This is a genomic window from Wolbachia endosymbiont (group A) of Anoplius nigerrimus (assembly GCF_947251795.1).
Classification (GTDB): domain Bacteria; phylum Pseudomonadota; class Alphaproteobacteria; order Rickettsiales; family Anaplasmataceae; genus Wolbachia.
The window spans coordinates 305,321-320,389 of record NZ_OX366385.1 but is presented as its reverse complement, the minus strand read 5'-3'; the positions used below and the strand labels follow the sequence as shown (position 1 = coordinate 320,389).

General features: G+C 36.5%; 13 protein-coding genes. 11 read left to right on the top strand and 2 right to left on the bottom strand.

What is annotated here, in order from left to right:
- Positions 1-208 precede the first annotated feature (208 nt).
- A complete protein-coding gene (locus OPR26_RS01695; RefSeq protein ID WP_320157076.1) occupies positions 209-883 on the bottom strand; it encodes a septal ring lytic transglycosylase RlpA family protein in 675 nt (224 codons plus the stop codon).
- A gap of 26 nt (positions 884-909) precedes the next feature.
- On the opposite strand from OPR26_RS01695, the gene murC reads away from it, so the two are divergent.
- The 3 genes from murC to cgtA are packed head-to-tail and all read left to right on the top strand — an operon-like array spanning position 910 to position 4,623.
- On the top strand, positions 910-2,334 hold the full coding sequence (gene murC / locus OPR26_RS01690) for a UDP-N-acetylmuramate--L-alanine ligase (RefSeq protein WP_265016056.1): 1,425 nt from the start codon (positions 910-912) through the stop codon (positions 2,332-2,334).
- A gap of 4 nt (positions 2,335-2,338) precedes the next feature.
- Positions 2,339-3,613 (top strand): phosphopyruvate hydratase, encoded by a 1,275-nt coding sequence (gene eno, locus OPR26_RS01685; RefSeq protein WP_265016055.1) that lies wholly within the window; start codon positions 2,339-2,341, stop codon positions 3,611-3,613.
- Positions 3,601-4,623 carry an Obg family GTPase CgtA gene (cgtA, locus tag OPR26_RS01680; RefSeq protein WP_265016054.1) on the top strand — a complete coding sequence of 341 codons (1,023 nt, stop codon included), beginning with the start codon at positions 3,601-3,603 and terminating at the stop codon, positions 4,621-4,623. The genes eno and cgtA overlap by 13 nt, the downstream gene beginning before the upstream one ends.
- 66 nt (positions 4,624-4,689) lie before the next feature.
- Here cgtA and OPR26_RS01675 read toward each other — a convergent pair whose 3' ends face one another.
- Positions 4,690-5,442, bottom strand: coding sequence for an IS5 family transposase (locus tag OPR26_RS01675; protein WP_264702259.1), 753 nt, complete (start codon positions 5,440-5,442; stop codon positions 4,690-4,692).
- Positions 5,443-6,537: 1,095 nt separating this feature from the next.
- On the opposite strand from OPR26_RS01675, the gene OPR26_RS01670 reads away from it, so the two are divergent.
- From OPR26_RS01670 to OPR26_RS01635, 8 genes are all read left to right on the top strand, one after another.
- Complete coding sequence (locus OPR26_RS01670; protein WP_253302688.1) at positions 6,538-7,179, top strand: protocatechuate 3,4-dioxygenase; 642 nt, start codon at positions 6,538-6,540, stop codon at positions 7,177-7,179.
- A 96-nt stretch (positions 7,180-7,275) separates the two neighbouring features.
- Positions 7,276-8,778 carry a leucyl aminopeptidase gene (locus OPR26_RS01665; RefSeq protein ID WP_265016262.1) on the top strand — a complete coding sequence of 501 codons (1,503 nt, stop codon included), beginning with the start codon at positions 7,276-7,278 and terminating at the stop codon, positions 8,776-8,778.
- A 238-nt stretch (positions 8,779-9,016) separates the two neighbouring features.
- Positions 9,017-9,229, top strand: coding sequence for a hypothetical protein (locus OPR26_RS01660; RefSeq protein ID WP_006279675.1), 213 nt, complete (start codon positions 9,017-9,019; stop codon positions 9,227-9,229).
- A gap of 5 nt (positions 9,230-9,234) precedes the next feature.
- Positions 9,235-11,283: an NADH-quinone oxidoreductase subunit NuoG gene (gene nuoG, locus OPR26_RS01655; protein ID WP_265016053.1), complete on the top strand. Its 2,049-nt coding sequence runs from the start codon at positions 9,235-9,237 to the stop codon at positions 11,281-11,283.
- Positions 11,267-12,292: an NADH-quinone oxidoreductase subunit NuoH gene (gene nuoH / locus OPR26_RS01650; protein WP_265016052.1), complete on the top strand. Its 1,026-nt coding sequence runs from the start codon at positions 11,267-11,269 to the stop codon at positions 12,290-12,292. The genes nuoG and nuoH overlap by 17 nt, the downstream gene beginning before the upstream one ends.
- Positions 12,285-13,280 (top strand): porphobilinogen synthase, encoded by a 996-nt coding sequence (gene hemB / locus OPR26_RS01645; protein ID WP_265016051.1) that lies wholly within the window; start codon positions 12,285-12,287, stop codon positions 13,278-13,280. Before nuoH ends, hemB begins: the two co-directional genes overlap by 8 nt.
- Before the next feature lie 146 nt (positions 13,281-13,426).
- On the top strand, positions 13,427-14,185 hold the full coding sequence (locus OPR26_RS01640; RefSeq protein ID WP_253302683.1) for a phosphatidylglycerophosphatase: 759 nt from the start codon (positions 13,427-13,429) through the stop codon (positions 14,183-14,185).
- Between the two features lie 44 nt (positions 14,186-14,229).
- Positions 14,230-15,069 (top strand): glycine--tRNA ligase subunit alpha, encoded by an 840-nt coding sequence (locus tag OPR26_RS01635; RefSeq protein WP_265016050.1) that lies wholly within the window; start codon positions 14,230-14,232, stop codon positions 15,067-15,069.

Sequence of the window (15,069 nt, the reverse complement as noted above, 5' to 3'; positions counted from 1 at the left end):
GAGGCTGGATCCCAGTGTCAAGCACTGCCCACTGGTGGCCCAAACTACAACGTTCGTACAGTTGTGGATACCGCAGCGGTATGACGAGGGAGAGCAGCGGTGGTATAGCTATAAATTGTTGATATCTTTTTTATATCACATTTTTAACTTACAATAGTTAGCCAGCGTTTCTTACATTAACCAAATCTTTCGAATTCTGCACTCACCACTACCTATAACTCACTTTCACGCAATATTGATCATTCTTAAAAAGCAATCTAACATTTTTTATTCCTTGATTGCGAAGCTTTGATGCAGCTGATTTAGCAGCCTGAGCACTTTTAAAAAATGCAACATATCCCTTACTTTCTGCACTGTCTTGTTTTGGGTGACGTTTCTGCATTTCTTTTTCATATTGCTTTCTGTAATGAGGAGTATTTTGTATCAATTGTTCTGACATCTTTCTTAGGTATTGGACTTTTACCTTTGCAAGCCCTACTTTATGAAATCCTAAGACTTGAGCTGCTTTTTCTGATAAGTCTATTATTCTGCCTTCAATAAAAGGCCCTCTATCGTTAATCCTTACAACAAGCTTTCTTCCATTTTCTAAATTAGTGACAAGAGCAAAGCAGGGCAGGGGCAAAGTCTTATGCGCTGCAGAGATCAAGTGACGGTTAAACACTTCACCATTCGCTGTAAGCGTGCCATGATCTTCTATTCCATACCACGACGCTATTCCTATTTCTTCGTGGTGTTTACAGTTTTTTGGGTGATAAGTTATACCATTTATTGTGTAGCTGCTGCCAATTTTATAATGACCTGCAGTGCAATTAAACCTGTTGCTAAAACTGCAACTACTCATCAAAACAAATATTAGGCATAGAAAGACTAGGTTTTTTATCATTGTATTCGGTAAGAGGGTTCGATACCATGAGGATTTTAAATTATACTATAATAAATTTAGTAATAAGTAAACGTTTACTGCTAAATATGAACAAGACTCAAAAAGGAATAATACATATAATTGGTATAGGTGGAATCGGAATGAGTGCCATTGCTGAAATTCTTCACAATTCCAATTGCAAAGTTCAAGGCAGTGATGCACAATCAAACAACAATGTAGATAGATTACAAAGGCTGGGCATAGAGGTTTTTATTGGTCACAATGCTGATAATATAAGCCAAGCTCAAATAGTCGTACATTCTTCTGCGATAGAATCTGATAATGTGGAGTTAGTAACAGCGAGAAATAACAATAAAACCATTTTGCATAGATCAGACATACTTACTGAAATTATGAAAGATAAATATGTGATAGCAGTTTCAGGTTCAAGTGGAAAGACGACAACAACAGCTATGATTGCTTCTATTTTTGATCATTCTGGCATTGATGCGACTGTAACTGTAGGAGGGATATTAAATTCCTATAAGAGCAACTTCAAACTTGGAGGGAGTGACACTTTTCTGATCGAGGCTGATGAGTCTGATGGAACTATGCTAAAAATCCCTGCAAAGATTGCTGTCATAACAAGTATCAACAATGACCACATAGATTATTACGGCACATTTGATAATATCAAAAATGCATTTTCCCAATTCGTGAATAATGCAGGTTCTGCAGTTTTACCTGATTCTGTAGACATCGATTATGATGCGAGTAATTCTATAACGTTTGGGTTTGAGAATGGTAGCATAAGAGCCAGCAACATCGAACAACATAATAACAGCATGGAATTTGATGTGTTGATTGACAATAACCACAGAATAAAAAACGTAGTACTACCAAACACAATAGGTATGCATAAAGTCAGCAACGCACTAGCTGCAATATCAGTTGCGATAAAGCTCGGAATTAGCGATGCAGACATTAAAAAAGGCCTTTTAGAATTCAAAGGAGTAGCAAGAAGATTCTCTTTGATTGCCAATATTAAAGGTGTTAAGTTAATTGAGGATTATGCCCATCATCCAAATGAAATATATGCAACTTTAACGGCTGCACGTTCGATTGCTAAAGGAAAAGTAATAGGAATTATCGAACCACTTCGTTTTGCTCGCGTTCGTAATTTTTTTTGTGAATTCATACGAATTTTCATGATGTTTGATTATGTCATCCTCACTCCTGTTCATCCCCCAGAAGACAAGCCTATTCCTGGTTGTGGGATTAATGATATACAAGAAGCTTTAATCAGTAATGGGTTTGATAGCGTAAAAATCATGAATGATTCTCTACTCATTTCACATTTTATTAGTGATTCGACAAATTCAGGCGATGTAGTATTATTTATTGGTGCTGGTAGTAATATAGATAAATTGGCAAAGGAAACTGCAGCACTTATTGCGGGAGTTAAGGTTTAATGCGATGAATAAGATAATCAACAACGTATTTGCAAGAGAAATTTTAGATAGCAGGGGTTACCCCACTGTTGAGGTGAAAATTGAACTCTGTGATGGAGTAATAGGTAGAGCATCCGTACCTTCTGGAGCTTCAACCGGTAAACTAGAAGCCTTGGAACTCAGAGACCAAGATGAGAAAAGGTATTTTGGTAAGGGAGTGCTGAAAGCTGTTCAAGCTGTAAATGGAGTGATAACAGATAAAATCATTGGAATGAATGCAGCGGACCAAAATGCAATTGATAAAGCATTAATTGAACTGGATGGAACAAAAAATAAATCTAAACTTGGAGCAAATGCAACTTTGGGTGTGTCTCTTGCGGTTGCAAAAGCAGCAGCAAACAGTTTCAAAATACCGTTGTATAGATATTGGGGAGGAGAGCAGATGAGTGTTATGCCGGTTCCACTCATTAACATAATTAATGGTGGAGTACATGCAGACAATAAGCTCAATTTCCAAGAATTCATGATTCTTCCGGTCGGTGCTGAGACTTTCAGTGAAGCAATCAGAATATCTGCAGAGGTGTTCTACAACTTACGTAGCATTCTTAAGAAAAAAGGTTATAGCACAAACGTAGGAGATGAAGGTGGTTTTGCACCAAATATTGAAAGTACTGAAGAAGCACTCGACTTGATCATATACGCTATAGAATCGGCAGGTTATTCAACAAAATGTGATTTTGCACTAGGTCTTGATGTTGCTTCATCTACTTTTTATGAAGATGGAATTTACAAATTTGAAAATAAAGAGCTTACTTCAAAAGAATTGACTGAATACTATTGTGACCTTGTGGAAAGATATCCAATAATTTCTATAGAAGATGCAATGAGTGAAGACGACTATGAAGGTTGGAAATTACTTACTGCAAAATTGGGGAGTAAAATTCAATTGGTTGGGGATGATTTATTTGTTACAAATTGTGAACTGATATGCAAAGGAATAGAGGAAAAAATGGCAAATGCTGTACTGATCAAGCCAAATCAAATAGGGACGTTAACAGAAACTTTTGCTGCTATTGAAATGGCAAAATCAAACAACTACAAAGCTGTTATTTCTCATCGCTCAGGTGAAACAGAAGACACAACAATATCTCATATAGCAGTTGCATCAAATTGCGGGCAAATAAAAACCGGGTCGCTGTCGCGTTCTGATAGGCTCGCGAAGTATAACGAGCTAATGAGAATAGAAGGCACACTAGGAAAAAATGCTAAATATTATCGTGGATTAGCATGGGTTTTATAGACGAAGTAAAATTGTACTTAAAAGCCGGTGATGGTGGTGACGGTTGTGCAAGTTTTCGTCGAGAAAAGTTCGTTGAATTTGGTGGTCCAAATGGTGGTAATGGAGGAAAGGGTGGAAACATAGTTTTCATCGGCGACGCTAACCTCAACACTTTGCTTCATTTTCGTTATAGAAGACACATTAAAGCAGATAATGGGAAAAATGGTGCAGGCAGGGATAGATCTGGCACAGCAGGGAAAGACGTTATACTTCGAGTTCCAGTCGGTGCACAAATAATTGATGAAGAAAGTGAAGAGATAATAGTAGACCTTGACAAGCCTGGTATGGAATTTCAAGTAGCACAGGGTGGAAAAGGTGGACTTGGAAATACTAATTTTAAATCTTCTACTAATAAGGCACCAAGACATTTTACTTACGGTCAGCCTGGCGAAGAAAAACATGTATTATTAAAACTAAAAGTTTTATCAGATGTTGGAATTATTGGCATGCCAAACGCAGGTAAATCAAAATTTTTGACTCGCTGCTCAAATTCCGATACAAAAGTAGGCGATTATCCATTTACCACCGTAAGACCCCACTTAGGCGTGGCAAAAGTAGATGATAGCGAAATTGTGATAGCAGATATTCCTGGAATAATTACTGATGCTCACCTTGGAGTTGGGCTAGGACATAAATTTTTAAAGCACATAGAAAGGTGTCAAATTTTACTTCATTTAATCGATGTAACTCATGATGACGTTGTTTCGGCTTATAGTTGTATCCATAATGAATTGGAACTTTACAATGGTGATCTTGTTGAAAAAGAAGAGATTGTAGTATTAAACAAATGCGACTTGCTGAGAGAAGCGGAAATTCTGGAAAAGAAGAATCACCTAGCCAATTATCTTAATAAAGAAGTACTGTGCTTATCAATTAATGGTGATTTACAGCCTATTTTAAGATTATTAAGTGAAAAATTGAAAAAGAGTAATTCTAAGGAAATCGATGTATATGATCCTTTTAAGATGTGAATTTCATTTAGATAATTGATGTTTTTCATTTATTTTATCATATAACTAGGCTCTGTGGACAAAATTTTAGAGAAGCCATACAAGAGCTCCAACAAAATTGAGAAAACCCATAAAAACCTCAGCAGTTTTATCAAATCTGGAAAAAATGCGCCTAAAATTTTTAATTTTACCAAAAAAACACTCAATCAAATGACGTTCTTTGTAGATATGCTCATCGTAATACCTTTGCACTTTTCGATTCCGTTTTGGCGGAATAACTACTGTACATCCCTTGTCTTCAAGACTTGTAACAAAGGCATTGCTATCGTAGCCCTTGTCAGCTACTACAGTAGAGTTATAGATACTTTCGGTCAACACTTGTGCCTGCGTAATTTCATTTCTTTGACCAGGAGTCAGAGTAAATTTAAGTGGATTTCCAAGTGCATCGACAAGCGCATGTATTTTAGTTGTAAAGCCACCTTTGCTCCTCCCTAAAGCTTCTTGATCCTTGGAGTTTTTTGTATATCCAGATGAACATGGATGGGCTCGGATGATCGTACCGTCGATTATAGCAACTTCTAAATCAGGCTCTTGTTTAGTATATTCAAGCAATTTTTTCCAGACATCTCTTTCACACCATCTTTTAAATCGCTTATGTATACTCCTGTAATTACCATAAGTTTTTGGTAAAAGTCTCCATTGGCAACCACTTCGCACTATGTACCACACTGCCTCTATGAATATTCTTAAACGTTTTTCATCTTTGCTGTGCATTCCTTTTACGCTTTTTATGAACTCTAAAATTTGTTTCCAATTTTCCTCTTTGATGTAATATTGCATATGGTAGTTTCTCCATTTTTTACCTATTAGGCTAAACTACCATCTTTTTCTCTCTTTTCATATTTTTTGTCCACAGAGCCTAGAATATATGTGTACGAACGTTTGTTTTTGAAGGTGATTTGCACAGTAAATGGTCAGCGCGTGACGCACTGCCCAGTTCATGTTAGCTATAAATATTTAAGCAAATGAAAAAAAAGGTATCCGTTCAGGATAGCGGCAAGACCATAGAGTAAAAGTGAGTTTACAACAAATGGTGTCATCCGAGTAGCTGACACTGGTTTCCATCCAAAACAGCAGTAGCCCCTTCGGTGTCATTCCAGTGCCCAGACACTGGTTTCTATCCAAAAGGGTGTCATCCCAGTGCTTGACACTGGGATCTCATTTCGTAACTTCATAGTATAAATTATTTCAAATTGTATCTATTTGCAAATATATAAATATAGTAATTTTGCATAAAAAATTAGATCCCAGTGTCACGCACTGGGATGACAGCAGTCCTACGTCATACCGCCGCGAACCGTCATACCGCGATTCATTCGCGGTATCTCGGCCGCTAACACGTAGCGGGATGACGATTGTCGTTTAGCCATAAATATTAAGGAATTTACCAAATAAAAAAAAAGGCAAAAGAAACCCTAGTCATTGTCTATTTTCAGTATTGGCGTTTTTTAAGTCTTAAACACTGCAATTTAGCTGCTTTTAAATGCAACTCACCTTAGTTTAAATGTTTAAGAAATTTACTAAGCAGAAAAAAAGACAAAGAAAACCTAGGGTAGCTAGTTATTACACTCTCTATTTTAAAATTTGACGTTGGGTGATGTCTTGAACGCTTTATAAGCGCGTTTCAGCTTGTATAGGTAAAAACCTAGAAATTTGATAAAGACATACGGTGCACATAGTGCAAAGAATTAAACAATAGTATGCCAAATACAAGTTTTCTTGTCATTTTAATCTGCTGCAGAGATTGCGAAGTTAAATAAAATAGCTTCAGTTTCATGATAAGGGGGCTGGCGAGGTTTGTCAAGCAAGTTTTTTCGTTTCTATTTCCAATAAAAGTTTGTTATATGGTTATGCAAGAAGTCTATTATAAATGAAATGAATGTGAAAAATATCTTATTAGCGTTTTTAGTACAAATGGTATTCAGTTTGCCGCTATTTGCAGCTGATCCTGTTTTGCTCAACTGCATTGAAACTCCGGAAATATATGACCTTGATGCAAGGCCAAAAAATTTTAACTCTTCAAACAATTTAAGAAGGAAACCTGGTTCTCCAAATAGTGCAACAGGAGAATTAATACACATAGTGGGTAGAATCACTGATATAAACTGTCTACCAATACAAAATGCTGTAGTTTCTATATGGCACGCGAATTCACGCGGCGTGAACCATTACGATAAGAATATAGAGGATGATCCGAATTTTGCTGGATCAGGAAGGTTTGTAGTGAATAATCTTGGCTATTATAATTTTATTACGATAGCACCTGGTAAAATTGGTGATAGAGCTCCACATATTAACTTTCTAGTTCAACATCCAGATTTTCCAGAATTCACAACGCAAATGTTTTTTGCTGACCATAATTGCGATAATTGCGCTGATCCTGTTCTTGGAGATTTTGTTAGTAATGGGCTTGCAAGCCTTCTCATAACACCATTTACTTACAGTGATCAGGTCATAAAAACCTATACGTTTAACATTACCTTGGGCGGATATAATAAGTTCTCTAATAAGAGATAAAAACCCTTGCATGTAAGGGAGTCCATAGTAAACTTGAGTGTTACTGTACTTAGAATGTATATGAAAAATATCTTACTGATGTTTTTGCTGTGTTTTATGTACAGTTTACAATTATTTGCAACGGAGATGCCAGCAATGAAAATAACAATTTCTAAAATTTCGCCCGATTTTAAAACAATAGTAACGGGTTTATTTGAGGACAACGAAACCGTAAATGATGGCGGAGTTTTGCAAGGAAAACAGATCATAGATAATATAAAGCAATTTAGCGATTTCAATGGAAGTTTTGGTGAATTTTTCTCTACTACTTTGCCAGAAGAAAAAAATGTCATAGTTGTTGGACTTGGTAAGAAGGGTGAGTGGAATGAAAATAAAGAATTAAATATTGGTGGTAAAATATATTGTGAGCTAAGCAGATTAAAAATTAAGAAAGCAGCAGTTTTAATCGAAGGTAGTGCAGCAAATGTTGCATATGGTGCGTTTCTGCGTAGTTTTAAGTTTGATAAGTATAAAACTAAAAAGGATGAGAAAATTACAGAGGTAGAGGAAATTACCGTATTAGTAAAAGATGAGCAATTAAGTAATGCTGAAAGATCATTTGAGCACTCAAGGCAAGAAGGTGAGAGTATATTCCTTGCGCGCTCTTTTATAACAGAGCCTCCTAACATTCTATATCCAGAATCCTATGCTGATCATATAAAAAAAGAACTTACTAAGCTTGGCCTTGAAATCGAGGTGCTTGATAAAAAGCAGATGGAAGAGAAAAAAATGGGAGCCTTGCTTGGAGTCGCACAAGGAAGTAGTAAAGAACCAAAATTAGTAGTGATAAAATGGAATGGAGCTGCTAAAGAACAAAAGCCAATAGCTTTTGTTGGTAAAGGTATAACGTTTGACACTGGTGGAGTATCACTCAAACCTTCACGTGGTATGGAGTCGATGAAATATGACATGGCAGGCTCTGCTGCTGTAGTTGGGGTGATGCATGCTTTAGCAGGACGAAAAGCAAAAGTAAATGCAATCGGCGTGGTTGCACTTGCAGAGAATGCAGTGGGTGGTAATGCTCAAAGGCCGAGTGATGTAGTAACTTCAATGTCTGGACAGACGATAGAAGTGTTGAACACCGATGCAGAAGGAAGGCTCATACTTGCAGATGCTTTATGGTATACGCAAGACAGATTCTCACCAAAATTTATGATTGATCTTGCAACTTTAACTGGTGCTATAGTGGTTGCACTTGGAAATAACGAATATGCTGGTCTTTTTTCAAATAATGATGAATTAGCAAACCGTCTGATTGATGCAGGAAATGAAGTAAGTGAGAAGTTATGGCGTTTTCCTATGAATGAAACTTATGACAAAATTATTGATTCACCGATTGCTGATGTTCAAAACATCGCTCCTGCAGGCTCTGGTGGAGATAGCATAATGGCTGCACAGTTTTTACAGCGTTTTGTGAATGAAACTTGCTGGGCACATTTAGATATTGCAGGCACTGCTTGGCACGAAAAAGGTACTGACATTTGTCCAAGAGGAGCAGTAGGTTTTGGTGTAAGGTTACTTAATAAGTTGATTGAACAGTACTACGAAGCCAATGATTAAAGGTCTTTATACTGGATTTATGGCTTGGCTACATGAACGTTTATTTTCGAGGCGCAGCAAATGAAAGTAGCTGATGCATATTTCTTTTTTTCTGGTCAAGCACTGGAATGATATCAAGGAGTAACTTTTTATTTAAACAATGATTATAATAAGAGATCTATTGAAATTTTAAAGTTATTAAATATTGACGCTATATACTTAAGTGTTAAAATAGAATGAAAAGTTTTTAGGAGTTTATATGGCAGCAGGTGGGAAAGCAAAGACAGCTAGTAAAAATAACCCTACTCAGCGTAAGAAGGCCGAGCAAAAAATGTATAAAGATAAACCGGTAAAACCTGTTAGATATATAGATCGTGACTCGCGCATGAATTATATGTCTGCTCAATATGACAACGGCAATCTGGTTGAAGATGAGGTAAGCGGCAATCCTATAAAGTGGGAAGCTGTATAATAGTTGTGGTTAAAGTTACTATTAATTCTAAGGAATGTGAAGTAGAGCATGGGCTCACTATAATTCAAGCTTGTGAAGTTGTGGGCATTGAAATTCCACGTTTTTGTTATCATGAGCGTTTAGCAATTGCTGGTAACTGCAGAATGTGTTTGGTTGAAGTTGAGGGTGGGCCTCCAAAACCAGTAGCCTCTTGTGCAATGCCAGTTGCAGAAGGGATGGTTATCCACACTGATACCCCTAAGGTTAAAAAAGCACGTGAAGGTGTGCTTGAGTTTTTGCTAATTAACCACCCGCTTGATTGCCCAATTTGCGATCAGGGTGGTGAATGCGATTTGCAAGATATCACGATGGCTTATGGGAAAGGAACCAGCAGACTTGATGAGCATAAGAGGGCTGTGCCAAAAAAACACTTCGGACCATTGATTGAGACTGCAATGAATCGATGCATTCATTGCACTCGGTGTGTCAGATTTTTGTCTGATGTTGCAGGTACAAATGAACTTGGAGGAATCGGAAGGGGAGAAAATGTAGAGATTAGCACTTACATAAAAAGGCATATTAGTTCTGAATTATCTGGAAATATCATAGATCTCTGCCCGGTAGGGGCTTTAACTTCAAAGCCTTATTCCTTTACAGCCCGTCCATGGGAGCTATCACATTGTGAGACTATAGATGTGCTAGATGCTGTGGGAAGTAGCATTAGAGTTGATTATCGTGGCCTGGAAGTTATGCGAATATTACCAAGGCTGAGCGAAGAGGTAAATGAAGAATGGATATCAGATAAAACCCGCTTTGCCTATGATGGACTAAAAGTTCAGCGTCTTGATCGACCTTATGTAAAAAAAGATGGTAAATTAGCCCCAGTTGATTGGAATGAAGCATTAACTGTTGCTGCAAAGAAATTAAAGAATACAAAATCAAATAAAATAGCTGCAATTGCAGGTGATTTAGCAGATTGTGAGTCTATGCTTCTACTCAAAGAAGTGATGCAGAAGCTCGGCTCGGGAAATATAGATTGCAGGCAGGATGGTGCAAAACTTATACCAAATAATCGTGGATCGTATGTGTTCAATACCACTATTGAAGGTATAGAGAATGCGGATTTGTGTCTGCTTATAAATACAAACCCAAGGATAGAAGCACCGATCATTAACGTAAGATTGAGAAAGAGATATTTACAGGGCAACTTTCCTGTTGCAAGTGTTGGTCCTAACATTGAATATTTGTATCATGTTGAGAAATTGGGCGATAATCCTGATATTTTGAGTGAAATAGCAAATGGAAATCATAAGTTCTGTAAGCTGCTGAGTGCTGCTCAGAGCCCTATGCTGATTATCGGTCAAGATGCATTAGTAAGAGACGATTCTGAATCAATTCTAATTCTAGCTGGCAAAATTGCAGAAGAATTTAACATGGTCAGAGATGACTGGAATGGCTTTAATATGCTGCATAAAGCTGCAGCAAGAGTTGGTGGTCTGGACGTTGGGTTTGTTCCTGAAAAAGGTGGAAAAGACACTAATCAAATACTGGAGCATACAGAAGGTGGCGAGATAGAAGTCATTTATCTTCTTGGTGCAGATGAAATTGATACATCAAAATTAGAAAATACATTTGTAATTTATCAAGGTCATCACGGTGATAAGGGTGCACATGTGGCAGATGTTATCTTGCCTGGTGCTACATATACAGAAAAATATGCAACTTATGTAAACACTGAAGGTCGAGTGCAAAGAACAAATTTAGCTGTATTTCCTCCAGGTGAAGCAAAGGAGGATTGGTTAATTATTAAAAATCTCTCGCAATATTTGGATCTCTCCTTACCATATGATAGTTTATTTGACGTAAGAAAAAAATTAGATACTATCGGTCCACAGTTTAGAAATGCTGATCAAGTGGTAAAAAACACATGGGTACCAATCAGCAGCGGTAAAATAAGCTTAAGTAATACACCTTTTACTTTAAAGGAGTGTAATTTTTATATGACGGATTCAATAAGTCGTGCTTCAAAAATAATGGCAGATTGTACTAAAGCTTTTTATGAACACGCTAGTTAATATTTTATTTATTTTAGTACCGCTACTACTTTCAGTTGCATATTTGACATACTTTGAGCGTAAGGTCCTTGCTGCAATTCAACTAAGGCACGGCCCAAGTGTAGTTGGACCTTTTGGGCTATTGCAGCCATTTGCAGATGCTATTAAGCTCCTGATTAAGGAGCCGATAATACCATTTAGAGCGAGCACCATACTGTTCATTATGGCTCCAATGTTTACCTTTATCTTGGCATTAATTGCCTGGGCAGTTATACCGTTTGGTGCTGAAGTAATTGTAGAAAATGGCCAGCAAGTAGTTATTCCTAAGGTTATAGCAAATATTAATGTTGGAGTGCTTTATGTGCTAGCTATATCGTCGCTGGGAGTATACGGCGTGATTATTGCAGGCTGGTCAAGCAATTCTAATTATGCATTTCTTGGCGCTATACGGTCGGCTGCTCAGATGATTTCGTATGAAGTTTCAATAGGCTTAATAGTTGCTACAGTCGTTATTACCACTGGAACATTAAATCTTGGAGAGATGGTGGTAGCGAAACACAATATGCCATTTTGGGTTGATTTACTACTAATGCCTATAGGAATAATATTTTTTATTTCTTTGCTTGCAGAAACTAATCGTCACCCATTTGATTTACCAGAAGCTGAAGCAGAGCTTGTCTCTGGATATAACGTTGAATATTCATCCATGCCTTTTGCCCTCTTTTTTCTTGGAGAATATGCAAATATGATTTTAGCAAGTGCTATGATGACAATATTCTTTCTGGGGGGATGGTATCCTCCGTTAGAACTTGGTTTGCTTTATAAAATTCCAGGTTTAATTTGGTTCGTTTTGAAGATAATTATACTTTTATTCATATTTATTTGGATTAGAGCAACAATACCTCGTTATCGATATGATCAGCTAATGCGCCTTGGTTGGAAAGTATTTTTACCAATATCAGTGTTTTGGGTGATACTCATTTCAGGGGTGTTGCTCTTTACTGGGAATTTGCCTGGATCCAATGTTTAATTTCCCAAATACAAGATTAAGACGCAGGCGCTCGAGCAAATGGGTTCGCAATTTAACAAGTGAAAATAGTTTATCAGTAAATGATCTGGTTCTTCCTCTGTTTGTTCATGACAGAGAAGAAACAACTGAACCAATTTCTGGCTTACCAGGCGTAAAGTGTTATTCAATAGATGGATTAGTGTCTATAGTTAAGGAAGCTAAAGATTTAGGAATTAATGCTGTTGCAATTTTTCCTGTAGTTGATAGTAAACTAAAATCTGAAAACGCTGAGGGAGCATATAATTCTGACAACTTAATCTGCAAAGCAATCCGTACTGTAAAATTAAAGGTACCTGAAATTGGTATTATTGCAGACGTTGCACTGGATCCATACACTATTCATGGCCATGACGGCATTTTAAAAGATAATCAGATGGATGTAGAAAACGATGAAACTATATCAGTGCTGTGTAAGCAAGCGTTTGCTTTAGCGAAAGCAGGATGTGATATAGTTGCTCCTTCTGATATGATGGATGGTAGAATAGGAAGAATCAGAAAATCATTAGATGATAACAACTTTCAAGACGTATTAATATTATCTTATGCAGTGAAATACTGCTCTAGCTTCTATGCTCCATTCAGGCAAGTCGTTAGTTCATGCGGGCTATCACATTCTATAGACAAAAGTGGTTATCAAATGGATTATCAAAATGCGCGCGAAGCAATGTGTGAAATTGAAATGGATATAAATGAAGGTGCAGATTTTATTATGATTAAACCAGGCATGCCATATTTGGATATTATCAAAACAGCAAGTGATAAGTTTAATTTTCCGATTTTTGCTTACCAAGTAAGCGGTGAGTACGCAATGATAAAAGCTGCTGCAAATAATGGCTGGCTAGATTATGACAAGGTGATTTATGAATCTTTGATTGGTTTCAAACGTGCGGGTGCAAGTGCAATATTCACTTACGCTGCACTTGATATTGCAAAAAATTTAAGTGCATAAGCCCTATAAAATTATTAAATTTTTGGCGCATGTTCTTCTACTGTTGCTGCATATTACTTAAAATTTTCCAATACATGTTTTAAGTTATTGATAAGTCCGTTACAATACAGTATTATAAATAATATAAACCAAGTGTTACTTAGAACATGGGGATTTTTTTTAAATTTTTGGGAAAGATGCTAGGTAAGGTTTTTCCTGCCAAAACAGTAAGCTCTCTTTTAGGAATAGGATATTTACCAAGTTGGCAGAACTATTGGTCTTCTTTTTTAATATTATTTATTGTCGATGTTATATTAATTCTTACATATGGAGGCGAATACTTACTATATAAAATGCCAGACTCAGGAATAGTTGTAGCTGCTGTTTTTACAAAATTGGCAATAGTTATGTTAGTAATGCAATTAATTGGAATATTTATTTTTCATGCTCAAGACCCTTCAGCAAACAGTGGTGAAGAAATAGTAATACAAATAGCGTCAGGGCAAGTACTGACTGTAGCACTTTCAATGCCAGCAATAATGTCAATTTATTATGCTGTAAGTAAACTCTATGGGAGTATATGTAAGCAGATGTTTCAATGCCCATTTTGGTTTAATGATTTTATGCACTTTTTCTTTTTTCTTATGATACCTTACGTATTTTTTAATGTCGTAGAAGTAATAAAACCATGGCCAATAAGTTCAATACAGCTCAGCTATAATAATGCAATGTCAATTACATTTGAGGGGATTTTTCACACATTTTATGCGGTGATTTTACTGTATTTAACAGCATTTATATTCTGCGATTTAACTATGCATGATGCAATTGTCCTAAATAAAAGCATAATTCAGTATGTGAGGGAAAGTTCAGCAGTTTTAGGTGATTATTTACATGATACTGTTAAAAAAATAGGTATTGAATAGTACTTATTTATTTATATATTTAGTATAAAAAGTGTACAATTTGTGTGAACTTACAAAGTATAATAAAAGAGTTACAAGATTTTTGGGCTAGTGAAGGATGTGTTATACTTCACCCATACACATCTGAAGTTGGTGCTGGCACATTACATCCCGCAACAATTATGTCTGTAATTGATACAAAACCAACAAGAATTGCATATCTACAACCAGTAATTAGGCCAGCAGATGGGCGCTATAGTGATAATCCTAATCGCTTGTATCAACATCACCAATATCAAGTTATAATAAAGCCATCTGGTAATAATTTACAAAACGTCTATTTAGATAGCTTAAAAGTTCTTGGCATATCTACAGAAAAATATGATATTAAGTTTGTTGAAGATGATTGGGAAAATCCAAGTGTTGGTGCATCAGGACTTGGATGGGAAGTTACATGCAATGGAATGGAAGTAACACAGCTTACTTATATACAGCAAGTTGGAGGGATTGACTGCAAGATGATTCCTGGTGAGGTGGCATATGGGTTGGAACGTTTAGCAATGTGCATACAAGGTGTAGATAATGTTTACGATATAATTTGGAACGATAACGGTGTAACTTACGGAAATATTTTTAAACAAAGAGAATATGAATTTTCTTATCTAGCATTAGATTATTATGATACTAAAGTGGTACAGCAGCAATTCGAAGATACGGAAAAATTGTGCAAGTTCCTTATTGAAAAGGAGCTACCAATGGCAGCTTATGACCAATGTATTAAAACTAGTCACCTACTTAATCTGCTTGATGCAAGAGGTGTGCTTGGTGTGAATGAACGTACAGCTTATATTGGTAGAGTTAGAGAGCTGACAAAAAAATGTTGTGAATTGTACATGAGTAAATAG